The organism is Pseudochrobactrum albidum, from assembly GCF_051851455.1.
In the GTDB taxonomy this organism is placed as follows: Bacteria; Pseudomonadota; Alphaproteobacteria; order Rhizobiales; family Rhizobiaceae; genus Pseudochrobactrum.
The window spans coordinates 86,421-112,071 of record NZ_JBPVTR010000022.1; the positions used below are offsets into that span (position 1 = coordinate 86,421).

Annotated in this window: 26 protein-coding genes; 10 read left to right on the top strand and 16 right to left on the bottom strand. The window is 51.4% G+C overall.

Annotated elements, in window-relative coordinates:
- The first annotated feature begins 26 nt into the window (after nucleotides 1–26).
- From ACSTTO_RS07690 to ACSTTO_RS07700, 3 genes are all read left to right on the top strand, one after another.
- On the top strand, nucleotides 27–632 hold the full coding sequence (locus tag ACSTTO_RS07690; RefSeq protein WP_439272573.1) for a hypothetical protein: 606 nt from the start codon (nucleotides 27–29) through the stop codon (nucleotides 630–632).
- A gap of 123 nt (nucleotides 633–755) precedes the next feature.
- Entirely contained in the window at nucleotides 756–1,205 is a 450-nt protein-coding gene (locus ACSTTO_RS07695; RefSeq protein ID WP_439272574.1) for a DNA polymerase III subunit chi, read from the top strand.
- The gene (locus ACSTTO_RS07700) at nucleotides 1,205–1,756 is read left to right on the top strand and encodes a type IV secretion system effector BspB (protein ID WP_439272575.1); all 552 of its coding nucleotides are present in this window, start codon (nucleotides 1,205–1,207) and stop codon (nucleotides 1,754–1,756) included. Before ACSTTO_RS07695 ends, ACSTTO_RS07700 begins: the two co-directional genes overlap by 1 nt.
- A 107-nt stretch (nucleotides 1,757–1,863) precedes the next feature.
- Here the strand turns inward: ACSTTO_RS07700 and ACSTTO_RS07705 are convergent, their stop codons facing one another.
- A complete protein-coding gene (locus ACSTTO_RS07705) occupies nucleotides 1,864–3,771 on the bottom strand; it encodes an ABC-F family ATP-binding cassette domain-containing protein (protein WP_439272576.1) in 1,908 nt (635 codons plus the stop codon).
- 89 nt (nucleotides 3,772–3,860) lie between these two features.
- The gene (locus ACSTTO_RS07710) at nucleotides 3,861–4,373 is read right to left on the bottom strand and encodes a DinB family protein (RefSeq protein ID WP_439272841.1); all 513 of its coding nucleotides are present in this window, start codon (nucleotides 4,371–4,373) and stop codon (nucleotides 3,861–3,863) included.
- 373 nt (nucleotides 4,374–4,746) lie between these two features.
- On the opposite strand from ACSTTO_RS07710, the gene ndk reads away from it, so the two are divergent.
- Nucleotides 4,747–5,169 (top strand): nucleoside-diphosphate kinase, encoded by a 423-nt coding sequence (gene ndk, locus ACSTTO_RS07715; protein WP_439272577.1) that lies wholly within the window; start codon nucleotides 4,747–4,749, stop codon nucleotides 5,167–5,169.
- A 94-nt stretch (nucleotides 5,170–5,263) separates the two neighbouring features.
- Here ndk and ACSTTO_RS07720 read toward each other — a convergent pair whose 3' ends face one another.
- The 6 genes from ACSTTO_RS07720 to ACSTTO_RS07745 all read right to left on the bottom strand — a co-directional run bounded on the left by ACSTTO_RS07720 (nucleotide 5,264) and on the right by ACSTTO_RS07745 (nucleotide 11,096).
- Nucleotides 5,264–6,055: a YbaY family lipoprotein gene (locus ACSTTO_RS07720; protein ID WP_439272578.1), complete on the bottom strand. Its 792-nt coding sequence runs from the start codon at nucleotides 6,053–6,055 to the stop codon at nucleotides 5,264–5,266.
- A 400-nt stretch (nucleotides 6,056–6,455) separates the two neighbouring features.
- Nucleotides 6,456–6,974, bottom strand: coding sequence for a molybdenum cofactor biosynthesis protein MoaE (locus tag ACSTTO_RS07725; protein ID WP_439272579.1), 519 nt, complete (start codon nucleotides 6,972–6,974; stop codon nucleotides 6,456–6,458).
- A 4-nt stretch (nucleotides 6,975–6,978) separates the two neighbouring features.
- Nucleotides 6,979–7,236: a molybdopterin converting factor subunit 1 gene (gene moaD, locus ACSTTO_RS07730; protein WP_439272580.1), complete on the bottom strand. Its 258-nt coding sequence runs from the start codon at nucleotides 7,234–7,236 to the stop codon at nucleotides 6,979–6,981.
- A gap of 12 nt (nucleotides 7,237–7,248) precedes the next feature.
- Nucleotides 7,249–7,824 carry a CDP-diacylglycerol--glycerol-3-phosphate 3-phosphatidyltransferase gene (pgsA, locus tag ACSTTO_RS07735; protein WP_439272581.1) on the bottom strand — a complete coding sequence of 192 codons (576 nt, stop codon included), beginning with the start codon at nucleotides 7,822–7,824 and terminating at the stop codon, nucleotides 7,249–7,251.
- Nucleotides 7,825–8,232: 408 nt separating this feature from the next.
- The gene (uvrC, locus tag ACSTTO_RS07740) at nucleotides 8,233–10,281 is read right to left on the bottom strand and encodes an excinuclease ABC subunit UvrC (protein ID WP_439272843.1); all 2,049 of its coding nucleotides are present in this window, start codon (nucleotides 10,279–10,281) and stop codon (nucleotides 8,233–8,235) included.
- 32 nt (nucleotides 10,282–10,313) lie between these two features.
- Entirely contained in the window at nucleotides 10,314–11,096 is a 783-nt protein-coding gene (locus tag ACSTTO_RS07745) for an SDR family oxidoreductase (protein ID WP_439272582.1), read from the bottom strand.
- 435 nt (nucleotides 11,097–11,531) lie between these two features.
- Between ACSTTO_RS07745 and ACSTTO_RS07750 the strand changes: the two genes are divergently transcribed.
- Nucleotides 11,532–12,182, top strand: a complete 651-nt coding sequence (locus tag ACSTTO_RS07750) for an outer membrane protein (protein ID WP_439272583.1) — start codon at nucleotides 11,532–11,534, stop codon at nucleotides 12,180–12,182.
- Between the two features lie 396 nt (nucleotides 12,183–12,578).
- Nucleotides 12,579–13,229 carry an outer membrane protein gene (locus ACSTTO_RS07755; RefSeq protein WP_439272584.1) on the top strand — a complete coding sequence of 217 codons (651 nt, stop codon included), beginning with the start codon at nucleotides 12,579–12,581 and terminating at the stop codon, nucleotides 13,227–13,229.
- Nucleotides 13,230–13,299: 70 nt separating this feature from the next.
- Here ACSTTO_RS07755 and ACSTTO_RS07760 read toward each other — a convergent pair whose 3' ends face one another.
- From ACSTTO_RS07760 to ACSTTO_RS07775, 4 genes are all read right to left on the bottom strand, one after another.
- On the bottom strand, nucleotides 13,300–13,902 hold the full coding sequence (locus ACSTTO_RS07760; protein ID WP_439272585.1) for a glutathione S-transferase family protein: 603 nt from the start codon (nucleotides 13,900–13,902) through the stop codon (nucleotides 13,300–13,302).
- A gap of 41 nt (nucleotides 13,903–13,943) precedes the next feature.
- Complete coding sequence (locus ACSTTO_RS07765; protein WP_439272586.1) at nucleotides 13,944–14,783, bottom strand: ribonuclease T2 family protein; 840 nt, start codon at nucleotides 14,781–14,783, stop codon at nucleotides 13,944–13,946.
- 5 nt (nucleotides 14,784–14,788) lie between these two features.
- Nucleotides 14,789–15,226, bottom strand: coding sequence for a phage portal protein (locus ACSTTO_RS07770; RefSeq protein ID WP_439272587.1), 438 nt, complete (start codon nucleotides 15,224–15,226; stop codon nucleotides 14,789–14,791).
- Nucleotides 15,227–15,377: 151 nt separating this feature from the next.
- A complete protein-coding gene (locus ACSTTO_RS07775; RefSeq protein WP_439272588.1) occupies nucleotides 15,378–16,247 on the bottom strand; it encodes a 23S rRNA (adenine(2030)-N(6))-methyltransferase RlmJ in 870 nt (289 codons plus the stop codon).
- A gap of 188 nt (nucleotides 16,248–16,435) precedes the next feature.
- Between ACSTTO_RS07775 and ACSTTO_RS07780 the strand changes: the two genes are divergently transcribed.
- Complete coding sequence (locus ACSTTO_RS07780; RefSeq protein WP_439272589.1) at nucleotides 16,436–17,287, top strand: EamA family transporter; 852 nt, start codon at nucleotides 16,436–16,438, stop codon at nucleotides 17,285–17,287.
- 118 nt (nucleotides 17,288–17,405) lie between these two features.
- Nucleotides 17,406–19,562, top strand: coding sequence for a molybdopterin oxidoreductase family protein (locus tag ACSTTO_RS07785; RefSeq protein WP_439272590.1), 2,157 nt, complete (start codon nucleotides 17,406–17,408; stop codon nucleotides 19,560–19,562).
- 93 nt (nucleotides 19,563–19,655) lie between these two features.
- Here the strand turns inward: ACSTTO_RS07785 and ACSTTO_RS07790 are convergent, their stop codons facing one another.
- The 3 genes from ACSTTO_RS07790 to purM all read right to left on the bottom strand — a co-directional run bounded on the left by ACSTTO_RS07790 (nucleotide 19,656) and on the right by purM (nucleotide 22,237).
- On the bottom strand, nucleotides 19,656–20,168 hold the full coding sequence (locus ACSTTO_RS07790; protein WP_439272591.1) for a DUF992 domain-containing protein: 513 nt from the start codon (nucleotides 20,166–20,168) through the stop codon (nucleotides 19,656–19,658).
- Nucleotides 20,169–20,428: 260 nt separating this feature from the next.
- The gene (gene purN / locus ACSTTO_RS07795) at nucleotides 20,429–21,097 is read right to left on the bottom strand and encodes a phosphoribosylglycinamide formyltransferase (RefSeq protein WP_439272844.1); all 669 of its coding nucleotides are present in this window, start codon (nucleotides 21,095–21,097) and stop codon (nucleotides 20,429–20,431) included.
- A 33-nt stretch (nucleotides 21,098–21,130) separates the two neighbouring features.
- Nucleotides 21,131–22,237 carry a phosphoribosylformylglycinamidine cyclo-ligase gene (gene purM / locus ACSTTO_RS07800; protein ID WP_439272592.1) on the bottom strand — a complete coding sequence of 369 codons (1,107 nt, stop codon included), beginning with the start codon at nucleotides 22,235–22,237 and terminating at the stop codon, nucleotides 21,131–21,133.
- Between the two features lie 380 nt (nucleotides 22,238–22,617).
- On the opposite strand from purM, the gene ACSTTO_RS07805 reads away from it, so the two are divergent.
- Nucleotides 22,618–23,742 (top strand): AI-2E family transporter, encoded by a 1,125-nt coding sequence (locus ACSTTO_RS07805; protein ID WP_439272845.1) that lies wholly within the window; start codon nucleotides 22,618–22,620, stop codon nucleotides 23,740–23,742.
- A 204-nt stretch (nucleotides 23,743–23,946) separates the two neighbouring features.
- Complete coding sequence (gene hdaA, locus ACSTTO_RS07810; protein WP_439272593.1) at nucleotides 23,947–24,681, top strand: DnaA regulatory inactivator HdaA; 735 nt, start codon at nucleotides 23,947–23,949, stop codon at nucleotides 24,679–24,681.
- 1 nt (nucleotide 24,682) lies between these two features.
- On the opposite strand, the gene ACSTTO_RS07815 is transcribed toward hdaA, so the two are convergent.
- Nucleotides 24,683–25,642: a hypothetical protein gene (locus ACSTTO_RS07815; RefSeq protein WP_439272594.1), complete on the bottom strand. Its 960-nt coding sequence runs from the start codon at nucleotides 25,640–25,642 to the stop codon at nucleotides 24,683–24,685.
- Nucleotides 25,643–25,651 lie beyond the last annotated feature (9 nt).

Here is a 25,651-nt window from a genome sequence, read left to right on the forward strand (position 1 = left end):
AAATATTGCGCCAGCCGGAAAAATCAGTGTTTCAGTCTTATACCTCCCGCAGCTTTATCAGGCTGTCCTTTGTGCTGCTATTGATTAATGCCATTGTTTTTTATTGCGTGACAGATCTCAACAACCTCGCAGCCGAGATGGGTGAGGAAGGGCTGCTGGAGAATTTGCAGCTGGTTTATCTCGGGCTGGCTGCACTGGCTTTTTTTGTTGCGGGCTTGCGTGATGAAGGGCCGGAGCGCATGTTTGCCATTGGCATGTGTGTGTTAATGCTCATTTTCTTCTTCCGCGAATTAGAGGTTGAGCCCGATGGCCTTTTGACCGGTTATATAAAGTCCCGTGCCTTTCGCTGGCATGAAGCATTTGTGGTGATTGCTGTGGCGGCATTTTATATTTTCCGGCATAAAAACTATGTGCGTCCGGTTATGCATTTTATTCTGAGCGGCAAGGCCTGGCCTTTTTATCTGGCGGCAATGCTTTTGCTGCTGGGCGAGGTGTTTGAAAGAATGGACGGCTTTGCCTATAATGAGTTTCTGGAAGAAGTGTTTGAAAGTTTAAGTTATTTTCTGCTGCTTTGCCTTGGTGTGCGCAGCATTATCTGTGCAAGGGCAACGCATAATTCGATCCCTGCTTGAACTGTGGCCTTTCTGTCTTATTGTGTGGCGGCTTGTCTTATCGGCAGGCCGTTTTGTTTCTGGTTTAAGTTTTAGGGCAAATTGTGCAAAAAAGAGGTTCGGGAGCATTTTCCTGAAATACAGATGGCGGAAATCCTGTTTTATCATCTGACGGAATCGGTGCTTGATGAGGCTTTGCCGGGGCTGGTTGAACGCTCGCTTGAGCGCGGCTGGCGTGTGGTGATTCAAGCCGCATCGGAAGAGCGGCGCGATGAGCTGGATCGGTTATTATGGACATGGAACAACACGTCTTTTCTGGCACATGGCACCGATGTGCAGCCCTATGCCGAGCATCAGCCGGCGCTGATCACTGTCAATGACAGCAATCCCAATGGCGCAACCGTGCGGTTTCTGGTGGAGGGGGCGCCAGTTTCAGAGGCAGAAAACTATGCGCGCCTTGTGATAATGTTTGACGGGCATAATGCCGGACAACTTGCCACCGCACGCGAGCAGTGGAAGGTGCTGAAAGCTGCCGGACATCAGCTTACCTATTGGCAGCAAAATGCCGATCGTCGCTGGGAGAAAAAAGGCTGATGCGTATTTTATGTATCCTGTTATTTGTTGCCGGTCTGGCTGTTGGTGTGATTTGGCCCTGGGCGCAACGCAATTTCAGCGGGCAGCAACTTGGCACATGGGCACTTTATCAGCGTGATAAGGGCTATCAAACAGCGCATGTGCCGCTTGAAGCCGGTGATGCGCTTGTGCGGATTTTTGTGGATGTTGCGCCGGTTCAGGGCACAACCGGCAAACAGCAAGCCACTGTGCTTAATCTGGCTGTGAGCCGTGATGGCGTGCCGGTATTGGCAAAACGGCTGGCTTATAGCCCTAAAAGCGGCAGTGAATTGCGCGATCAGCCGCAAAATGGCGGCATCATTCGCCAGAGTGCGGATTGGCCGGTGGTGAAAACCGGTATTTATGAATTCAGTGTCCGCGCGGTTGAGGATGGCTTGTCATTGCGCCGTGCCGATCTGGTTTTGCGCCGTGGTGCAGAGCCGGTGGATGAAAATATTGTAACCGCAGGCGTGGTGGCTATGGTGGCTGGTCTTTATGGTTTTATGCGCCTGCGCCGCCGTTCCAAGGCCTAGGGAATTTGCATACAAGCCCGAGAATTTGCGCATTAAAAAGAGAATTTGCGCATCAAAAAATGTGAAATCGTTTTGATGCGCCAATATCCCGTTTTTTACTGAAATTGCTATTCAGCCATAGCCTCTTCATATTCGGCAGAATAGGTCAGCCATTTTTCTTCCGCATCATTCAGCTTGCTTTCGGCGGCCTTCAGGTCAATATTGAGCTGCACAGCCTTCTGGGCATCCTTGGTATAGAGTTCAGGGTCTTCCAGTTTGCTCTTCAGAACCTGAATCTCTTTCTGCAGTTTTTGCATTAAAGATTCGGAATCATTAATCTTTTTCTGTAATGGCTTAAGTTGTTCGCGCTTTTGTGCAGCGCGTTTGCGCTGGTCAGCCTTGCTCAGTTTGGGCCCTTCATCTACGGCCAAAGCTACCTGTTGATGGTCTTGCATACTCTCGGGCGAGCTTTTATCGCCCAAAACCAGAGCACGATAATCGTCCAGATCACCATCATAGGGCTGCACAGTGCCGTTGCGCACCAGCCAGAGCCTGTCCATCGTTGCCTCGATCAGGTGGCGATCATGAGCAATGAGTATAACAGCGCCTTTAAAATCATTAAGCGCATGAACAAGTTCTTCACGGCTGTCAATATCCAGATGGTTGGTGGGCTCGTCGAGAATCAGCAAATTAGGGCCGTGAAAAGTTGCAAGCCCCATCAACAGACGCGCCTTTTCACCACCGGAAAGATCTCTGGCCTTGGTCTGCATTTTCTCTGTTGCAAGCCCCATTTGGGCAACACGGGTGCGCACCTTGGCTTCCGGTGCATCGGGCATGAGTTTGCGCACATGCTCAATAGCATTCTCTTCCGGTACCAGATCATCCAGCTGATGCTGGGCAAAAAAAGCCACTTTCAGAGCCGGTGATAAAGTGAGTGTGCCGCTTTGCGGTTTAAGCCGTGCGGAGATCAGCTTGGCCAGTGTGGATTTACCGTTACCATTGGAGCCGAGCAGGGCAATACGGTCATCATGGTCAATGCGTAAGGTAAGATTGCGCAGCACAGCTTTGCTCGGCTCATAGCCAACCTCGGCATTTTCCAGCGCAATGATCGGGGAGGCGGCAACCTTTTCCGCATCCGGAAAGCGAAACGGCTGCACATGCTCGTCATAATGTATGGCAATCGGCTGTAATTTCTGTAAAGCCTTGAGGCGCGATTGCGCCTGCCGCGCCTTGGATGCCTTGGCGCGGAACCGCTCCACAAAGGATTCCATATGTTTGCGGTGCGCTTCCTGCTTGGCGCGCTGTTTTTGTTGTAATTCCAGCATTTCGGCACGCTGGCGTTCAAACTGGTCGTAATTGCCTTTCCAGAACGTCAGCTTCTTGTTCTCCAGATGCATGATTGAACTGGTTGCCGAATTGAGCAAATCGCGGTCATGGCTGATGATGATCACTGTATAGGGATAGCGTTTGATATAATCCACCAGCCATAACACACCTTCAAGATCAAGATAGTTGGTCGGCTCATCAAGCAGCAGCAGATCAGGCTGGGCAAACAGCACGGCAGCCAGAGCAACACGCATGCGCCAGCCGCCGGAAAAGGAAGAGGCTGGGCGCAATTGTGCTTGCGCATCAAAACCAAGGCCGGAAAGAATGGCGCTGGCGCGTGCTTCAGCTGAATGCGCCTCAATATCGGCAAGCCTGATATGAATTTCGGCGATGCGCTCCGGATCTGTTGCGGTTTCTGCCTCGCGCAGCAGTGCCAGCCGCTCCTTATCGGCTTGCAGCACAATCTCGATCAGGGATTCTTCTGTGCCGGGCGCTTCCTGTGCAACCTGCCCGATACGGGTATTGCGCGGCATGGAAATATCGCCGGTATCCGATGATAATTCACCGGTGATAACCTTGAACAGGGTTGATTTGCCCGTGCCGTTACGGCCGACAAAACCCGTTTTCGAACCCGATGGCAGCGTAACACTGGCATGGTCGATGAGGACGCGTCCGGCCATGCGGACAGTTATATCATTAATGATCAGCATAAGCCGGTTTTGCACCGGTTGCAGCCATTGTGCAAGAGGCAAAAACGGCGAAGAATAATCTGTTTGCCGCTTTATTATATCTGCCTATATCAGATAAACGGCCGGCCGGCTTCCGATTTATGGAAGCTGATCATATCGAGATCCGGCGCTTTCTGTTTCAACATGCTGAGAGCTGCATGAACCTGCCCGCGATAATGGGTTTGATGGTTAAACATATGTGCAAGGGCAGGGGCAAGCCGCTGGCTGATAGTGCGCATATCGTTCATATTGAGAAACACAAAACGCCCGCCAAGATCAGCTGGCGAAAGCCCCTCAAGCCATTGAAAAATCCGCATATCCTCCTCAAAACGTGCAGCGCGCAGATCGGCCTGCGCCAGATAGAGAATGGCATCAGCAGATTTGGGGTGATCTCCCGCACCGGTAAAACGCTTCATCCATAAGCGATCATTGCCAAGGATATGGTTGAGCGTGGCATGGATAGATTTGTAATAAAGCCCCGCATCCTGCCTGTATTCGCTCTCGCTCAAACAGGGCAGGGCGCTGAAAAGCTGTTTATTGGCCCAGCTGTTATAGGCGGCAAGCATCAGAAAATGTTGCTTCATCATCACGCTCTCTTCAAATCGGCATATTAAAACCGCCTCAGGCAGAATTTTCTGCCTGATCTGTGGAATCGCAAAATCCTGCCTGCAGGATAACCGGTATTCTCACTGAAAAACTGAAATATCCCCATATGTCAGCTATAATCTACCCTGAAAGACAAGGAGAATAAATAACTCGCATTTTCAGTACCTTGTCATGAAAATGCAGTATCAATTTGCTATCGGGTTCTTATCTGTGAAAACCCATACGGGTTAAAAGGAGCGCTCTTGTCTTTTCTCTTGCATTTTAATGCGCGGTTTTACGATCATATTTGACTGCAAAAGGCTGTGAGGGTATAGAACGGCACCTTTCCTCAAAATATAAACAGGATTACCGATGGCCATCGAACGTACTTTTTCCATGATCAAGCCTGATGCAACCAAGCGCAACCTCACCGGTGCAATCACCGCCAAGCTTGAAGAAGCTGGTCTGCGTGTTGTTGCTTCCAAGCGCGTATGGATGAGCAAGCGTGAAGCAGAAGGCTTCTACGCTGTACATAAAGAGCGCCCTTTCTTCGGTGAGCTGGTTGAAACCATGACATCCGGCCCAACCGTTGTTCAGGTTCTGGAAGGCGAAAACGCCATCCTGAAAAACCGTGAAATTATGGGTGCAACCAATCCTGCCGATGCTGCAGAAGGCACCATTCGTAAGACTTTTGCCCTGTCGATCGGTGAAAATTCCGTTCACGGTTCCGATGCTCCTGAAACCGCTGCTCAGGAAATCGCCTATTGGTTCTCTGCAACTGAAATCGTTGGCTGATTAACAGCATTTTTCTTAATTGAAAAAGGCGCTGCAAAATTTGCAGCGCCTTTTTTAGTCTGTTCGGAAGAAAATTTGATAATCCCGTTAATATTCAGTCACTGGCAAGGCGTGCCAGTTCCAGGCCGTTTTCTCCCAGCAAATACAGCTTGCCATTGGTGATGCTGAAGCGGCGCGTTTGTTTTAACACATCAAGAAACTTGGTTTCCTGATCCATCAGCGCCGGCGGGCATTGCATGAAGGTGGAGCCTATTGTGCCGAAGCTGATTGTCTCGCCGGTAATTGTTGCCTTGCCAAAATAACGGTTGCAGCCACCCGAGCCCGAGACATCGCCGCTTGCTGCAATATTCAATGTGGTCTGTGCATAATCAATCACGCCGGCACCGCGGATATCCTCGGTCAGCCATTCATGGTTTTCCAATGTCAGCGGGGTTTGAATCGCTGCATTTTTGCGCACATTAACCACGCGGATTTCGTAGGATGGTTCAAATTTTTCCGGATCAAAATTATGTCTGGTATCATTGATGAACCATAAAGTGTCGCCCGCACTGATGCGCGCCTGCAAGGCATAGCTGTGGCCGGGGAGCAATTTTGCCTGATCAAACTTCAGGGTAAACGGCACCGGAGAAGATTTGAGATGTTCGATATATTTTTCAGCAATAATCTCCGCCGGTGCATCGGCGAGGGAGACATCAAGCAACTGAACGGAAAGGCCTGCCTCCGGCGGCAATGCAATGCGCTCGCGATAAACGACTGTGCCGCGAATGGTCTTTTCTGATGCCACGCTTTGTGTTGGTATGGTTGAGGAAAGGATCAATGCGCCACCGCCAAGGATGACAAGCCCCAGACAGGCCGCTGCAAAAATCCGTGCTTTACCAATCAACATATTTTGTCCTGTTTATTGCAATAGCTTTAGCCAGCCGTCTTTAGCTGTCATATATTAAAGGCAAATGACTGCTGAGCCATTTTATAATCCTGCCCTTCAATATTGCGTTGCGCACCGGCTGTTTTGTATTTTAGCTTGATGGCGACCTGTCACTTATCGTTTCCGGCCTGCATCAGGCGCGGCTGTTATGCGCAGATCTGTCTGCCCCCTGTGAAACATATATACTGTCTGAACTGATTTTATGGTTTCCTTATGGCAATGCAAGCCTTGGTAAATTATTTAATAAGTTTTTTGTAAGCCTATATTCTTAAACAATAAAACTCTGTCGGCCGGGCAGGTGAAAACTGTTTCGCAAGGCTGCACAGCCGGTAAGGTTTCCTGTAATTTTTCAAGAAGATATTTATTCCGCGTCCCAGCGTTTTTTCATGTCAGAATCGCTGTTTCTGGCTTCCACCCAACTGCTCCGGCCTGTCATGGAGGCGATGGGGCCGGTGATAGAGCCTGCAATGGGAGAGGTGCCGGCAACGGGTTGCACGGGGTGTTCTTTTTTCCAGAATGGCACATCACTTTTAAGATGATCCATCAGAAAGGATGCGGCATCAAATGCTGCCTGCCTGTGGCGGCTTGCTGTTGCCACAAAAACAATTTGTCTGCCAGCCTCAATCCTGCCGGTGCGATGCACAATAATAATGCCCTGTAACGGCCAGCGCGCGGCAGCTTTTCCGGCAATTTGTGCAAGCTGCTTTTCTGCCATGCCTGGATAATGTTCCAGTTCCAGCGCCTGCAAGGTCTGGTTTTCATCGCGGCAATAGCCGATAAAACTCACCGTGGCACCAATATCTGTGCGCCCGCCTGTAAGACGTGCAAGCAAAGCCGCTGCATCAAAATCCTCATGACTGATCAGGATATAGGGCCTCATAAGCCTATCCCCCTGTCATTGGCGGAAAGAGGGCAATCTCTTGCGCATCATGCAGCGGGGCATCATGATCAGCAAGTTCCTGATTGATGGCCACGCGAATAACATCGGAAAAGCGCAGTGCCTCGGCATAGTTCTCACCACGCGAGGCCAGATAGGTTAAAAGTGCGGATACGGTTGTAACATTGGCTGGCAGATCCAGCATTTCACCGGATTTGCCAATTTGTTCCCGCACCCATGCAAAATAAACGAGTTTTACCGGCATAGAGGCATTATATCATATATGTTTGATACCGGCGCGGAAATAATCCCAGCCGGTGTAAAGGGTAAGAAGCGCCGCCACCCACAGCAGCAGAAGGCCTGTTTCTGTGGTATAGGGCAGGATTTTATCCCCCGCAGGTCCGGCCAGAAGAAAGGCCAGCGCAATCATCTGGATTGTGGTTTTCCATTTGGCAAGGCGCGAGACCGGCACGCTCACTTTGAGATCCGCCAGATATTCCCGCAAGCCCGACACCAGAATTTCGCGGCACAAAATGATAATCGCTGCCCAGAGTGTCCAGCCGGCAATGGTGCCGTCGGCGGCAAGCAGCAATAAAATGGCAGAGACCAGCAGCTTATCTGCAATAGGGTCGAGCATCCGGCCGATATTGGATGTTTGTTTCCATATCCGCGCCAGATAGCCGTCAAAAAAATCGGTAATACTGGCTGCGGCAAACAGGCCGAGAGACCACCAGCGGGCAGTATCGCTGCTTTTCAGATGCCCCTCCAGAAAGAAGCATAAAACCACAAGGGGCACAGCGACGATACGTGCATAGGTCAGGATGTTGGGCAGTGATAATGTATGTTTACTCATGGTTCCCTGAAATCCGTATGAAACCCGTATTGCGGATAATTTATCCGCAGGTTGAGCCCGAAGGTCGAGCCGGTAACAGGCGCGGCCGCAGCCGGCATTGGCTCTGTTTAACATTGCGTCCTGCAAAATTGCAGGCAATGTCTCTTTTCTTTTAGAGTATTTCCTGCCGATATTGAATGGCGGAAATACCCTGTCTCTTTGTTCTGTGCATATCTTATGCAAAAGCGTTTTGCATTGTTTCCAATACGCTTAGCTATCATCAACCTTGCAATAATGTAAAAAGCAACATGATCTTGGACTTTTTACGTCTAATTATGTGCATATCGCGCTTTCGTGAATTTTAAATGCAAAAATTCAGCAATCACGGCGTGTGATTGTTTTTATAAAAGCATTGGCCGGCGGTTTTGCTCATTGTTCGCGGAAATGATCATAGATAACTTGTGCCAGTGCTTCAGAAATTCCCTCAACCTTCATCAGGTCGGAAAGAGCAGCCTGGGAAACGGCTTTGGCTGTGCCAAATTGATGCAGCAGTGCTTTTTTGCGTGAGGGGCCAATGCCCGCAATCTCATCAAGCGGGCTTTTGATCATTTCCTTTTTACGTTTGGCTCTGTGGGTGCCAATGGCAAAACGATGCGCCTCATCACGCAGCCGCTGGATAAAATAAAGCACGGGATCACGCGGCGGCAGGGTGAAGGCCGGCTTGCCGCTGACAAAGAAACGCTCGCGTCCGGCATCGCGGTCAACGCCTTTGGCAATGCCGATGGAAATAACATGATCCCCAAGCCCCAGTTGCGCAAGAATTTTCCGCACCGCTGAAACCTGCCCCTGACCGCCATCAATAAAGATCACATCCGGCCATGCAGGAAAAGCATCATCCGGCACGTCCTGTTCAATATGATCCTCTGCCGCAAGAGCTTTTTTCGGCAATGCATGTTCCCTGATCAACCGCCCAAAGCGGCGCTCAATCACTTCACGCATCATGCCAAAATCATCGCCGGGGGTGATGTCTTTTGAGCGTATATTGAATTTGCGATACTGGTTTTTCACAAAGCCTTCCGGCCCTGCCACAATCATGCCGCCCACGGCATTGGTGCCCATAATATGCGAATTATCATAAACCTCGATACGGCGCGGCACCCGCGGCAGTTCAAATGTTTCTGCCATAGCCTTGAGCAGGCGTGCCTGCGAGGAGGTTTCTGCCAAACGGCGCCCCAAAGTTTCGCGGGCATTGGTCATGGCGTGGTCGATCAGGTCTTTTTTCTCGCCCCGTTGCGGAACAATGATCTGCACTTTATGGCCGGCACTGGCTGACAATGCCTCATGGAGCAATTGCTGCTCCTCAACCGGCTCTGACAGCAGGATCAATCGGGGGCAGGGCTTGTTATCATAAAACTGGCTGATGAAGGCTCCCAGAACTTCCGCCGCTGAAAGTGAGGGATCTGCCTTGGGGAAATAGGCGCGATTGCCCCAGTTTTGGCCGGTGCGGAAGAAAAAGACCTGAATACAGGCCATTCCGCCTTCCTGCTGGATGGCAAAAACATCGGCTTCATCAACTGTTTGCGGGTTAATACCCTGATGGGATTGAATATGGGAAAGCGCGGCAAGCCTGTCGCGGTAGATTGCCGCCCGTTCAAAATCGAGCGCTTCGGCTGCCGCAGTCATTTTATCGCGTATTTGTTCCTGAACAGCCTTGCTGCGGCCGGAGAGAAATGCTTTTGCCTGTGTGACGAGGGCTGTATAATCCGCACCACTGATCTCATGGGTGCAGGGGGCGGCACAGCGTTTGATTTGATGCAGAAGGCAGGGGCGGGTGCGGCTTTCAAACATGGAATCACTGCAACTGCGCAACAAGAAAGCGCGCTCCAGCACATTGATCGTGCGTGTTACCGCACCGGCAGAAGCAAAGGGGCCGTAATAATCACCTTTTCCCGAACGTGCGCCGCGATGTTTGAAAATGCCGGGCGCGCGCGTATCACCGGAAATAAGAATATAGGGGAAGGATTTGTCATCACGCAAAAGCACATTAAAACGCGGGCGCAGGCGTTTGATCAGATTTGCTTCCAGCAGCAATGCTTCTGTCTCGGTGCGGGTAACCACAAATTCCATGGTTGCGGTTTCGCGGATCATGCGGGTAATGCGGTTGCTGTGCCCCTGACCGCGCGCATAATTGCTTACCCGTTTTTTGAGATTGCGCGCTTTGCCCACATAAAGCACATCCCCCTCACGGTTGAACATGCGATAAACGCCCGGGCTGTTGGGCAGTTTTTTTACAAAGGCGCTGATCACCTCGGCGCCGGACAGCCCGCTGGCTGCGGCATCAAATTCCGACAGGGCTGAATCCCATCTTATGCTGTCGGCAAGTTTTGCCGCAAGCCCGCTTTGCTCTGCCGCCACTTCATCAGAAGGCGCATTCTCAGCATCAAAATTATGATCAGGGTCAATATCGGGTAAGGGCAGATCAGCGCCGCCTGCACCGCCGGTTATATGTGTCATTCAGAAATACCTGCAATATCCGGCGTTTCCCATGCCAGATGCTGCCCGCCATCAAGGGCAATCATTTGCCCTGTCACTGAGCGTGCATGCCATAGATAATCAATTGTTGCGGCAAATTCATCCAGTGCCGGCGCTTTTTTTAATAATAATGCATCGACCTGTTTTTGAAAATCTTCCGGATTTTGGCGCTCGCTTGGCAGGGTTGGCCCCGGGGCTATGGCATTGACGCGAATATCCGGCGCCAATGCCTGCGCCAAAGTGCGTGTGGCATTCCACAGGGCGGATTTGGACAATGTATAGGAGAGAAATTGCGGATTGAGCTTCCATACCCGCTGATCTGTAATATTGATAATCAGCCCCTGACATTCTTGCGGCAGGGCTTCTGCCATTGCCTGCGCTAAAAATACCGGCGCCTTGAGATGAATGGCAAAATGCTGATCCCATAAATCACCGGTCAGGCTGCCGATGCGGTCATCCTCAAATAGGGAGGCATTGTTGACAAGTAGTTCAACCGGGCCAAAATGCGCCTGCGCAGCCTGCGCCATAGCTGCAAGCTGTGCGCTGTCAGCAAGATCGGCGGCAACGGTTTGGGCTTTCCCGCCCTGATCACGGATGCGCTGCGCCAGTTCCTGCGCCTGACGGGCAGAGCGGTGATAATGGATAATGACCGGATAACCCCGCGCCGCAAGGCCTTGCGCAATATGGCTGCCAATACGTCTTGCGCCGCCCGTGATCAGGGTGACAGGCAAATTTGCAGATTGCATCCGTTTGGCGCTCATGGATAACAGTCTCCTCTTTATCGGCATCCGGCTCTTCCTGCCTGTAGATATGGGGCAAATCAGTTGCAGGGCAACCGATTGTAACACGGAACAGGTCATCCCGATGGATGTGCTTTTAACTTGTAATAAAATTTATAAGTGCAAATTTGATTTTTGTTTTGTGAAATTGAAATTTGCAAAAATTTGGCACATTTTAAAATTTAATTTATATATTTATCTAACTTATTAATATTAAAAGAAATGTTGCCCTTTTGCATCATCATTTTTTGCCCATTTTTATGTCGTTTTTTGATCAAACTTTATGGTTTAAAAGCGGCACTCTTATCAGCTATTGCTGCTTGGGTTTTATGCTTGATAAGGCATTTTATCCGCCTGCAGGCTCTTATTTTGCCTGTGTGGCCGTATATGAACGAGTTAATTTTGCAAGGAAGTTTCATGTCTTATTTTAAAACTTTGCTATTGGTTCCTGCCGTTTTGATGCCAACCGCGGCAACGGCTTTTGCAGCGGATGCAATCCGCTTGCAGCCTGTAGCGCCTGCGCCGGTTGTTGATATTGCACCGCAGGATAGCTGGGCAGGCGGCTATACCGGTCTGTATCTTGGCGGGGCTGCCAATAAATTTCAGACCGGCACAGATGCCGGCACTTTGAAAAATAACAATGCTAAATTCGGTGCCTATGCCGGCTGGAATTTTCAGAATGATAAGATTGTTTACGGTGTTGAAGGTGATGCCGGTTACAATAAGGCCAAAAAAACCAGTGACGGCCTGACCGCCAAAAGCGGCTTTGACGGTTCGCTTCGTGGTCGCCTTGGCTATGACCTTGGAACTTTCATGCCTTATGTAACCGCTGGTATTGCCGGCACACAGCTGCGCTACAGCGATGATGCGGATTCGGCTAAAAAGTTTCGCGTTGGCTGGACAGCAGGTACCGGTGTAGAGGCGCTTCTTACATCAAATGTTACAGCGCGGGTTGAATATCGTTATTCCGATTTTGGCAAGACGAATTTTTCTTTGGGCAACACAGAATTGAATGACAGCAAATTGCAAAGCCATGATGTGCGCCTCGGCGTTGCCTATAAATTTTGAGTTTGCCAATAATAAAATCACACTGTTGTGATTTTTAAAATCTTGGCATACTTTTCAATATTAACTTTGAAAGCCGGAGTCCGCTCCGGCTTTTTATTGTTTTAAATTATATATTTATGCGCGTTTATAACCGCTGTTAAAGCGCATTTTTCAGGCAGGGGATTAACCTTGTCATTTTTCCGACATAATAAGGTCAGGGTTTTTCCATTGTTATGCATTTGTGCTGCCTTATTTTAGCGTCATCTTTTTCTCCGTCAGGCAATCTTCTTTCTTTAAAATAATAAGATTGAAGAGAGGGCGTTATGCGGTCAATTCAGTTGCGGGTCTTGATGAGCCTGCAGGCTGATTTGCAAGCGGCGCTGTTCGATGTTTTAAAAAATTATAAGGACGATGTGTATGCGCACTATCAAATCTATGGCACTTGGCACTGTTGCGTTGCTGCCGTTTTCGGTTGCTGCTTTTGCTGCCGATGCGATCCAGCCACAGCCATATGAGCCGGCACCGGTGGTTGCGGCAGCGCCGCAGAGCAGTTGGGCCGGCGGTTACACAGGTCTGTATCTGGGTTATGGCTTCAACAAATTCAAAACCGACAATACTGTTGGTGACCTGAAAGATGATACAGCCAAATTTGGCGCCTATGGCGGCTGGAACTTCCAGAGCGATAATATTGTTTATGGTCTGGAAGGTGATGCCGGTTACAACTGGGCGAAAAAGGAAGAGCTTGGTCTGACAGCCAAAAGCGGTTTTGACGGCTCGCTGCGCGCCCGCCTTGGTGCTGATATGGGACCGGTTATGCCTTATGTAACCGCTGGTGTTGCCGGAACACAGGTAAAGTTTTCTGATGCCACATCATCGGCAAGCAAGTTCCGCGTTGGCTGGACAGCCGGTGCCGGTGCAGAAACCTTCCTGACCGATAATATCACAGCCCGTCTTGAATATCGTTATTCTGATTTCGGTAAAAAAGACTACCAGCTGGATAGCGGCACCGTTAAGGATGGCGGCCTTCAGACCCATGATATCCGCCTCGGCGTTGGCTACAAGTTCTGAGAACCGCAATATTGCGTTTGAAAAAAGCCGGGCTGTATGCAGCCCGGCTTTTTGTTGTTTTAAAAAAATTTTAAGCGGGTCTTGGCAGTTGTGCGGCAAGCGCCGGATGCAGTTCCGCAAAGCGTTTGAACCAGCGTTTCAGCTTCGGCCGGCCACGCTCCCAGTCATTGCCAAAACGTATATTGAGATAACCGAGCACGGCGGCAATCGCTATATGTCCGCAATGAATTTTGGCGCCAAGACGCGGCGCCGTCTCATTGAGCAGATCAAGCGCGCGTTCAGCCTTTTTCCAGTGCCAGTCGAGTATCGGCTGATATATAATCTCTTGCGGGCGTTTAGTGCGCTCATAAACATGGGCAACCAGCGCATCCGCCAGCCCGTCTGCAAGGGCCTCATATTTTTCCGCATCCAGACGTTTCTCCGCATTGCGCGGAAACAGTTTATTAGCAGAAAGACGGTTGAAATACTGGGTGATAACCCGGCTGTCAAAAACCGCTTTTCCCTCAGGCGTTATCACCGTAGGGATCTTGCCAAGCGGATTGGCGGCAATCAGTTCCGCCGGTTCGTCGCTGGTAACAACCATGTGCTTTTCCAGTTCAATACCGGCATAGACCGCAGCCATGCGCACCTTGGCTGAGAAGGGAGAGGCAGGGGATGTATAAAGTTTGTGCATGTGTGAGATCCTAAAAAAACTATGAGTAACTTGAAAAGTTATCAGTGATTGGGAAGCAGCATAACCGAGCGGCTGTGGCAGGAATTGCGGTCAACCTCGTTGCAGGCGCGGAATTTCAGATTTTTATCCATGCAGATACGCACTTCTTGCAAATGGTTGCGGCTGCAGGTTATGGCAATGGCATTGGCAGGCAGGGCGGGATTGGCGGCGATAAAGGCTTTTTCAATCAGTTGCGGATCAGCGCGGCGCGGTGTCGCAACATTGCGCAGTGCCGGCGGTATGGTAACGGCCTGATAGGCCATGCGCAGCGTGGCAAAATAATCACGCTGGTTTAAACCGCTGCAAGTGCCGTGTTTGCGCCATTCATGGCGCATCAGACCGGCAGAAGGCATAATATCCGAAAGAGCGGAAACCACATCACGCGGTACCAGATCATTGGCCTGATGGTGATTGCAGCTTTGCGGATAGCCACGTTCATATTGCGGCCACAGGCCATGTGCCACAAAGCCATAGGCGCGGCCGGTGCCGCATTGCTGGCGGGCATTGCCGCGGCTGCCATTTTCAGCGCAAAAGCTTGGCGACCAGCTAAGAGACAGCACATAAAAATCAAAATCCGCATCGGATGCACTGGGTATTTCCTGTTGCAATTCCCGGGGAAGGCGCAACGGGGCATGTTGCGGAATTTTATTTTCAGGCCGCAAGGCCGGCTGCTCTTTTTGCAGGGGCGAGAGTTTGTGCAGATCTTTTGCCATATCCTGCAGCAGTTTGTCACTCAAAGGCTGTGCGGTGGCAGCAACAGGAATGGCAAGAGACAACGCTGCAAAACCTGCCGCCCTGCGCAGCATCAACAGCAAGAATTTAAACATCTGGTGCAGAGGCATATTTATCAGCGCAACACGCGGCAGCGGCCATCATAGATAAACCACTTGTCAAAACCATCCACACAGGATTCCACATTGCGCCCGACAGAGGCAAAACCCTGACGATTTTCCACCATATACCACATGGTGCGGTTTTCACCATTGGAGAGCACCGCTGTGGCGCGGCAATAATGGCGCTCAATGCCTGACGGATAGGTTTTTGCTTCAAAATGCGTCGCGCTTACATTGCCGACAGCATTGATGCTGACAGCAGGCATATCCGGAACGCCATGCACCATACGGGAAAATTGCGCAACGGCACTGTTGATCACCCCTTGTTTGTGGCACACGGAATCACCTGCAACCGGTGCGGTTGCGATAAAATCAGCAGCCTGTGCCTGTGAAAGAGAACCGGCAGAGAGGCCTGCAAACAGTGCAAAGGCAAAAGCAATACGTAATGACATGAATCTGTCCCCGTTAAAGATGGTGCTCAGTTTTTGCTTTAATCCTGTTGCGGGTCAAGCCTCAGCTGCGCACAAGAGAGTGATCCGGCTTTAAACACTATGCCTGCAACACTTTGCCTGCCATGGTGCCAATATGAGAATTACATTGTTTCTACTCGCCGGCAATCCATTCAATACCATATCCGCCCTGATTGTTCTCACCAAGGATTTTTGCAAGCCATGGCAAGATTACAGCCATCTCCTGCGGCAAAATATAGGGCGGGTTGACAATAATCATGCCGGTGCCGTCAAGGCGCGGCTCTTGTGAAGGCAGGCGAACGGAAAGCTCAAGGCGCAGAATTTTTGGCAGGCCGGTTTCCTTGAGAGCGGTGATAAAGCGATTGACCTCGCGCCGGTCTTTAACCGGATACCACAGTGCATAGGTGCCGGTGGCAAAGCGGCGATGGGCTTTTACCAAACCTTCAACAAGGCGCTCAAACTCGCCGGCAATTTCAAATGGCGGGTCAACCAGCACCAGTCCGCGCTTTTCTTTCGGCGGAAGATGCGCACCAAGCGCCAGCCAGCCGTTCAGTTCAGTCACGCGGGTCTGGTAATCACCTTCAAACAATGCCGCCAGAGTTTGCACATCCTGCGGGTGCAGCTCCAGTGCCGAAAGGCGGTCCTGCGGACGCATCAAATGGCGTGTCAGCAAAGGCGAACCCGGATAATAACGCAATACCTTATCTTTACAGGTGCTGTTTTCAGCGTCAATCACATCAAGATAAGGCGCAATAAGCGCCAATATTGCAGGGGGAATCTGCCCTTTGCTTCTGGCAGTAATAATCTGTTCAATACCGCTGCGCCATTCCAGTGTTTTGCCGGCCTCCACGCTTTCAAGGTCATAACGGCCAATGCCTGCATGTGTGTCGACCACGCGCAAGGCTGCCTCTTTGTGCTGCATATAAAGCAGCACGCGGGTGAGAACGATATGTTTGAACACATCAGCAAAATTTCCGGCGTGATAAGCGTGGCGGTAATTCATAATCAGTGTGTTCCGGCATTGTTGAAATGGGCAGCTTTGCCAGCAGAATATGCAGGTGAAACTGTGTTGTCACAGCCCTATACCTGTTCACGGATGATTATGCCATAACCTGCAGGGCGGATAGGAAGATCAATCTGATTCCGCTTTGGATCCTGTTCGGTGACAGGCTGATAATGGCCGGTGGTGATATGTCTGGTTTTGTTGTTTTAATTGTGCTTTTTGGCGCTTTGCTGCATGCCGGCTGGAATGTGATCGTCAAATCAGGCACGGATAAATATTTGAATGCTGTGCTGGTATGCGGTGGCGCTGGCGTGATGGCACTGATATTCATACCCTTCATACCGCTGCCTCTGCCGGCAAGCTGGCCGTTTATACTCACCTCCACAATATTGCAGACCATCTATCTGTTTCTTGTCGCTGCAGCCTATAGCAGCGGCGATATGAGCCTTGCCTATCCGCTGATGCGCGGCACGCCGCCCTTGCTGGTGGCGCTGGTTTCCGCACCGCTGATCGGTGAGGTTTTGACTGTCGCGCAATGGCTGGCTGTGGGGTTGATTTGCGGTGGTGTTCTGGTGATGGCTCTGGGCAATCTGCGCCGTCTGGGTGGCGGGCAGGGCGCATCCCGCACGGTGCTGATCGCGCTGACCAATGCCCTGTTTATTGCAGCTTATACCCTTGTTGACGGCATGGGCGTGCGCGCTTCCGGCAATGCGGTCTCCTATATATTATGGACATTCTTTTTCAATGCCATTCCGGTGGTGCTCTGGGCTGTATGGAACTATGGCGCAGGGCTTGGCGCGGCAATCAGACTGCGCGCAAAACTGGCTGTTATCGGAGGAGCCGGCACACTCGGCTCCTACGGGCTGGCTTTATGGGCAATGACCATGGCACCGGTGGCGATGGTGGCGGCACTGCGTGAAACCTCAATTTTGTTTGGTGTTATTTTATCGCTGTTCTTATTGCGGGAACATATCAGCATACAACGCTTGTTTGGCGCAGTGCTGATTGTTGGCGGCACAGTGCTGATGCGGCTTGCGTGAGCAAAAACACCGGATAAAGCACATAATTGTGCAGAATTAAGATTGTGCGGAATTTAGCTTTAGCGCAGCCTGATATTTGTTATATTCTGCACAGTAATGATTTTTCAGGAATATTTTCATGACACTGCGTCTGACACCGCAAATCGGCCATTCTGCCTGCCCGCATGATTGCCCTTCCACCTGTGCGCTGGATGTGGAGCTTCTCGACAGCCATACGATCGGGCGTATTCGCGGTGCCAGGGATAACAGCTATACGGCGGGGGTGATTTGCGCCAAGGTTGCCCGCTATGCCGAGCGTGTACATCACCCCGATCGCTTGCTGAAGCCGCTTTTGCGCAAAGGCGCAAAAGGTGATGGCCGCTGGCAGGAAATTTCATGGGCGGATGCGCTGGATCTGGCGGCGGAAAAATTTTTGCAGGCTGAGCAGAAATACGGCTCTGAAACAGTCTGGCCGAATTATTATGCAGGCACAATGGGGCTGGTGCAGCGTGATTCCATTAACCGCCTGCGCCATGCCAAAAAATATTCCAATATGTTTTCCAGTTTCTGCACCAATCTGGCATGGACAGGCTATATGGCCGGCACAGGTGCCTTGCGCGGCCCTGATCCGCGCGAGATAGCCAAATCTGATTGTGTGGTGATCTGGGGCACCAATGCCGCAGCCACGCAGGTCAATGTGATGACCCATGCGGCGCGCGCCCGCAAGGAGCGCGGCGCAAAGATTGTGGCGATTGATGTGTATGAAACCGCTACAATCCGGCAGGCAGATGTCGGTATTGTACTGAAACCCGGCAGCGACGGCGCCTTTGCCTGCGCGGTCATGCATGTGTTGTTTCGTGATGGTCTGGCCGATTGGGATTATCTCAACCGCTATACGGATGCGCCCAAACAGCTGGAAGAACATTTGCGCAGCCGCACCCCGCAATGGGCAGAGGCGATTACCGGTGTTGCGGTTGCCGATATTGAGGCTTTTGCGCATTTGGTGGGAACAACAAAGCGCACTTATTTTCGCCTTGGCTATGGTTTTGCGCGCCAGCGCAACGGTGCGGTCAATATGCATGCCGCATCCTGTATTGCTGCGGTTACCGGCGCATGGACAGTTGAGGGCGGCGGGGCGTTTCATTCCAATTCCGGCATTTTTGCCATGGATAAAGCAGAGATTGAGGGCGATTCTTATGCAGATCCCGCTATAAGATCGCTTGATCAGTCGAAAATCGGCCGGATTTTAACCGGTGGTAAGCAGGCGCTTTATGACGGGCCGCCGGTAACAGCCATGCTGATCCAGAATACCAATCCTGCCAATGTGGCGCCGGAGCAGCGGCTTGTTCGCCAGGGCTTTATGCGGGATGATCTTTTTACGGTTGTGCATGAGCAGTTCATGACAGATACGGCAAAAATGGCTGATCTGGTGCTGCCTGCCACAATGTTTCTGGAGCATGATGATATATATCGCGGCGGCGGTCAGCAGCATGTGCTGCTTGGCGCTAAATTGATTGAACCGGCTGGTGAAGCGCGCGAGAATATCTATGTTATCAATGAGCTGGCCAATCGTTTAGGCGTTGGCCATCTGCCCGGTTTTAACCTCACAGCCCGTGAACTGGTGAATAATCTGCTCATCAGAAGCAATATGCCGGATTTTGAAACCATGCGTCAGCGGCGCTGGTTGGATAAACAGCCGGATTTTGTAAAATCGCATTATCTTGACGGTTTTGACTGGGAGGACGGTAAATTCCGCTTTCGTGTTGACTGGAAAAAACAGACCTCACCGGATCGCCCGCCCGAGACAATGGGATTGCAGGGGCCGTTTGATACAATGCCGGAATTTCCCGATCACTGGGCGGTTAATGAGGCGGCTGATCCGCAGCATCCGTTCAAGCTTACCACATCGCCGGCGCATAATTTTCTTAATTCCACTTTCACGGAAACGCCAACCTCAAGGACGAAGGAAATGCGCCCGCAATTGCTGATCCGTGATGATGATGCGGCTGAACTGGGGCTGGAGGACGGCGCCCGTGTGCAGATAGGCAATGAGCGCGGCGCATTGATCCTGCATGTTAAAATCCAGCATGCGGGTGATGCATCGGGCGGCAGCAAAAAATTACGGCGCGGTGTGGTTGTTTCAGAAGGCTTGTTCCCGAATTCCGCATTTGAGGGCGGAGAGGGAATTAATATTCTCACCGGTGCCGATGCTGCGGCTCCCCATGGGGGAACAGCTTTTCATGATATAAAAATCTGGATACGCGCCTGTAAGGATAATGTGGTGCAGGCTGCATAATTGAGCGCATAGGTGACCCCGCTTGTATATGCTCTGTACAAACATAAAAAGCCGGTCTTTGACCGGCTTTTTATATATTTCTATGCGGATTAATCAGCCTTCATATTTCAGGCGCAGATTGGACAGGCCGAGTGCTGCATTCAGCCCTTTCTGCCCCTGCAGGGAGATTGGCTGCAGGGAAATATTTTTCCATGTGCCGCCGGTCAGAACATTGGTGCCGATGCCAATACCCACTGTGGCATTGGTGGAGGCGCCGACATAGCTGCCGCGCAGCGCGCCTTCAGGGCGCACGGTTGGTGCCCATACAGCCCAGGCAAGCTGACCGCCATTATAAAAACCAATATCAACGCCGATTTTGGTGATCTGGCCGGAATAACGCTCGGCAGGCGCGCCGCGTTTTGCAGGCTGGAACACGCAATCCATATCCTGACGGCTGCCGATAATGACACCGATTGACGGCTGGAAATCACAGGTGAGAACGCCGACCTCAGAGCGTGGCTGGGTGACTGCGCTGCGGGAAGATGCCAGATCGGCAGCAGATGCGGAAACGGCAAAACTACCGGCGGCAAAAGCGGCCATAAGTGCAACAGATTTACGGAGAGACATAATTATCTTCCTTTTCTTTTTTAAAGCACAGCCTGAAAAACCATAGGCTTATCGGGCAAAATGCATGTTGTGTTATAAATTTAAAGCGTTTTACCGCTTAAAAACCTGTCTGCCGGAATGATGGGCATCATGCGTGCAAAGCCCCGATGGGCATTTTGCCGGAATCAACCGCTCACTTCATGCAGTGCAAAATTGCAATAGAAAGCTATTTAGGGTTTTATCATGGCAGATTAAGGGAAAATTAATAATTCGTTATTTTCTCACAGGCTGATCAGTGCATGTGTTGTTGATTTGCCATGATGCCTTACACAATGATCCCCCGTATCATGATGCGCCGCACCATGATTTGCAGCTGTTTTGCCTTCAGCAAAGCGCCGCAGTGCCTGCGGATAAAGCTGGTGCTCTGCGCCAAGAACCCGTGCCGCCAGCGTTTCTGCCGTATCGCTGTCCTCAATCACAACGGCGGCCTGTGCCAAAATCGGGCCTTCATCCATGCCTTCTGTTACCAGATGCACGGTGCAGCCTGCCAGTTTCATGCCGGCATCAAGGGCGCGCTGGTGGGTATGCAACCCGGGAAATAAGGGGAGCAATGAGGGATGAATATTGAGAATGCGCCCTGCAAAAGGTGCAATAAACCGGCCGGACAGCAGCCGCATATAACCGGCAAGGCAGATTATATCCGGTGCAATTGCTGCCAGTTGTGCAAGGATGGCCTCTTCATGCGCTTCCTTGGAGGCAAAGTCTTTGCGGGCGAAAATATAGGTTTTAATGCCCGCTGCTTCTGCCTTTGCAAGGCCGCCTGCCTGCGCCTTGTCAGAAAACACGCCAACAATCTGCGCCGGATAATCCGGCATTTGTGCAGCGCGGATCAGCGCCTCCATATTGGAGCCGCCGCCGGAAATAAAAATAACAACGCGCTTGCGGGTTATGGTTGCACCGGACAAGGCAATGTCTCCTACTTTTTAAAAAGAAAGTGCGCCCTTATAAACCACGCCCTCATTTTTCTCATGGCTGCGGGCAACCATGCGCCCGAGGGTGACCACGTTTTCACCTTCCGCCTTCAGCGCGTCGGCAACGGTTGCAGCTTTGTCTGCGCCAACAACAACAATCATGCCGATGCCGCAATTGAAGGTGCGCAGCATTTCCGATGCATCCACGCCGCCGGTTTTGGCCAGCCATGAGAAGACCGCAGGCACTGCAATGGCGTCAAGATCAATCTCGGCAGCCAGTGTCTTTGGCAAAACACGCGGAATATTATCAGGAAAACCGCCGCCGGTAATATGTGCCAGCGCCTTGATTGCGCCGGTTGAGCGGATAACCGAGAGCAGGGATTTGACATAAATACGGGTTGGGGTGAGCAGTGCTTCGCCAAGGGTTTTATCATCAGCAAAAGGTGCCGGATCCTGCCAGTTGAGGCTGGATCGCTCAACAATGCGGCGCACCAGAGAAAAACCATTGGAGTGAATGCCGGAAGAGCCAAGCCCCAGAATAACATCGCCCGCCTCAATATCACCGGCAGGCAATAGCTGGCCGCGTTCTGCCGCGCCAACGGCAAAACCCGCAAGATCATAATCGCCTTTCGCATACATGCCCGGCATTTCTGCGGTTTCACCGCCGATCAGCGCACAGCCGGATTGCTGGCAGCCCTCGGCAATGCCCCTGACAATGGCGGCTCCCTGTTCAGGGTCAAGTTTGCCGGTGGCAAAATAATCAAGGAAGAACAGCGGCTCTGCCCCCTGTACCACAAGATCATTCACACACATGGCCACCAGATCAATGCCCACAGTGTCATGGCGGTCGGCATCAATGGCGATTTTCAGCTTGGTGCCCACACCATCATTGGCGGCAACCAGCACCGGATCTTTGAAACCCGCGGCTTTGAGATCAAACAAACCGCCAAAACCGCCAATCTCGCCATCAGCGCCGGGGCGGCGTGTTGAGCGCACCAAAGGCTTGATCTTGTCAACCATGCTGTTGCCTGCATCAATATCCACGCCGGCATCGGCGTAAGTGAGGCCGTTTTTATCTGAACCGGCGGATGGGGCGGATGGGCTTTTTGACTGCGGCATTGGCGGCTCCCGATACACAGCACAACCATCACCCTGTATTGATAAGAAAATGGCAGGGCAGGCTGCTATTAATGCTTGTATTGGGCGCAATGACACGAGAATGCTTTATCCGCAAGCATCTTTCGTCATTTTTAACCGATAAAGCTCATGTTATACCAATATTCAACGCCTGCGCAGCCATATATCATGCCGGATCTGTATTAAACGGGCTATACAGGGGCTTGATCGCGCATGGCAGGGCACCATATTCAGAATTCATCAAGTCAAGGGCGGTTTATATGAGCAAATCCGGAACAAACCCGTCGCAATCGCCTGCCTCGCCGGCCGCCGGAAGTGGCGATGGCAAAATTCTTGTTCAGCAGGTGGTTATACCTGCTGATATGGCAGATGGTAAAAATGACATTCACGTCAATATTCTGGTCAATGGCTTTGGTTCTGCCATGCGCAAACAGGCCATGTTCTGGGTGATTGCCACTCTATTGCTTGTTGTTTTTCTGATTGTTTTCAGTTCCATTCTCCTGCCGTTTGTGGCGGGCATTGCACTGGCTTATTTTCTTGATCCGGTGGCAGATCGCCTTGAGCGTTTCGGCATGTCGCGTTTTGTGGCAACGGTGGCTATTCTCATAGCCTTTGTTTTGGTGCTGGTATTGGGTCTGATCATTATCGTGCCGATTCTGGTAACCCAGCTTGCAGAGTTTATTGCCAAATTTCCGGGTTATTTCACGCAGCTGCAATCTTTGGTTGCGCATCAGGATTCTGAATGGCTGAAAAAATATCTCGGCATGAACAGCACTGTCATTCAGGATAATTTGAGCGGCTTCCTTAAGCAGGGCGCAAGTTTTCTGAGTTCTCTCCTGCAATCCTTGTGGAATTCCGGCAAATCCCTGATTGATCTTGCAGGGCTGTTTGTGGTCACGCCGGTTGTGGCTTTTTACATGTTGCTGGATTGGGATCGCATGGTCAGCAGTATTGATTCATGGATCCCGCGTGATCATCTCAAATCCGTGCGCCAGATTGCACAGGAGATGAATGCCTCTGTTGCCGGATTTATCCGCGGGCAGGGCACATTGTGCCTTATCCTTGGCACTTATTATGCAATCGGCCTGACATTGACAGGTTTGAATTTTGGCTTGCTGATCGGGCTTTTTGCCGGTCTTATCAGTTTCATTCCTTATGTCGGCTCAATTGTGGGGCTTGTGCTGGCTGTTGGCGTGGCGCTGGTGCAGTTCTGGCCGGACTGGATTATGGTTTGTATTGTGGCTGTGGTTTTCTTTGTCGGGCAATTTATTGAAGGCAATATTCTGCAACCCAAGCTGGTTGGCTCATCGGTTGGGTTGCATCCGGTCTGGCTGATGTTTGCATTATTTGCCTTTGGTGCGCTGTTTGGCTTTACAGGGATGTTGATTGCGGTTCCCGCTGCGGCGGCTGTTGGCGTGCTGGTGCGTTTTGCATTGCACCGCTATCTGGATTCACCCATGTATAAAAGCCGCAACCATGAGGGGTAGCCGCAGCCGGCCCTGTATTTTTCAACAGCTTTGTCCACAGGGTTGTGTGTCACGGGGATAAGGGCAGACAAGCGGTGTATTCGTTTCAGGCATACTTTTCTAAAGAAGTAAAAACAGTTACTGCATCGGGAAATGACTTCTGCAGCTTGCGCTCTTGTCTGAAATCATGTGATCTTATGACCGGGTTGGAAATTTTGGGAAATTATGTCTGCTGAGCACCGACAAATGCCGCTCATTCTTCAGCATGAGCCGGGCTTGACGCGAGATGATCTGGTTGTCACCGGATCCAATCGTGCGGCGGTTGATCTGATCAATCGCTGGCCGGAATGGCCGTCGCCTGTGGCGCTGCTTGTGGGGCCTGCAGGGGCAGGCAAGACACATCTGGCGGCAATCTGGTGCAGCCAGAATGATGCGGAAATTCTGGATCCGGGCAATATTGATGCGCAGGCATTGGAAATTGCCAGGCAACGCCCTGTATTGATTGATGATATCGGCGCTGAGCCTTTTGATGAAACCGGCCTGTTCCATCTTATCAATACTATCCGCCAAACTGCCGGCAGTTGTGAAAACGGTCAGTCACAGGCATCCTTGCTGATGACCTCGCAATTGCAGCCGGTGCAATGGAATGTCACTTTGCCGGATCTGGTCTCGCGCCTCAAGGCTGTAACAATTGTTAATATTGCCGAGCCGGATGATTATCTTCTCAGCACGGTGATTTATAAACTGTTTGCTGACCGGCAGGTGAGCGTTGACCCGTCTGTGATCAGCTATATTGTCAGCCGTGTGGAACGCTCGCTGGATAGTGTGATTGTGCTGGTTGACTTGTTGGATCATATGGCTTTGCAGCAAAAAAGCCGCATTACCAAAACACTGGCCACACAGGCATTGCAGGCAATGGCCAGAGCCCTGCCTGATCGTGAGCCACAGGGGCAAGCCTGATTTATTTTTTCGCAACCGGTTGTTGCGGATAAACAGGGGCGACAAGGCTGCTGTTTCGTGGCTTGCCTGTTGTTTGCGCAGGCAGGGCTGATGAATGCCTGCTGACCGGTTGTTTGCTGGCTGGTTGTTTATTGGCGGGATGTTTATTGACAGAGCCGGTGGTAAATGGCGCGTTTCTTGCCGATGCTGAGCGTGCAGGCATCACACCATTTTGCTGGTTTTTGAAAATCAACTGATCTTCCTGCACCCAGCCGATTATATTGGTGGAAGGCACAACCACACGGTGCCAGCGCCCGACCTTGGCATAAGAGCGCATTTCGCGCCCCTTTTCCACCGTGCCCACGCTTTTAGCCTTATCCCATGCTGTTTCGCGTATGGTCAGGGCTTGTCTGGCAATGATCGCTTTGGGTATTTTAAAGGCGCCATTGGCATGGCGGCTGTTATCTGCGGCCGGCTTTCCGGCAGGAGGGGGGAGCGGTTCCGCATGGCTTGCATCCGCTTTTGCTGCAGGCTGGTGCATTGGTTTTGGCACAATGCGCGCTGCAGGCTGAGGCGCTGCCATGGCAAGCTGTTTTTCAGATATTTTGTTTTCAGCCCCTTGTGATTGCCCGATATTAAGCGGCGGCCGGCGCAAAGGAGCCGGTGCAGCCTGTGCCTGTTGCGGTGTCTTTTGCACTTGCGAACGCGCTGGTGCGGTGTTGTGCGGGCGGTTTTGTATCTGTTTTTTATCGTGTGAGGCGGCAGCCCCGCTGCCGGAACCGGCCTTTGAACCGGAACCTGCGGCATTACTGAGTAGCGCCGTTACACTGGATGACGGGCTTTTGCCTTGTGATGTGGCCCAAAGAGCTGTCGCCCCGAATATGAGAATAGCGCCCACTGTAAGCGTGGCTGCCGCTGAATTGCCGGAGTTTTTGCTGCGGGTTGAGCGTTTTTTTCGGGAGGTGGTTTTTCTCGGAGCCATATTATACGC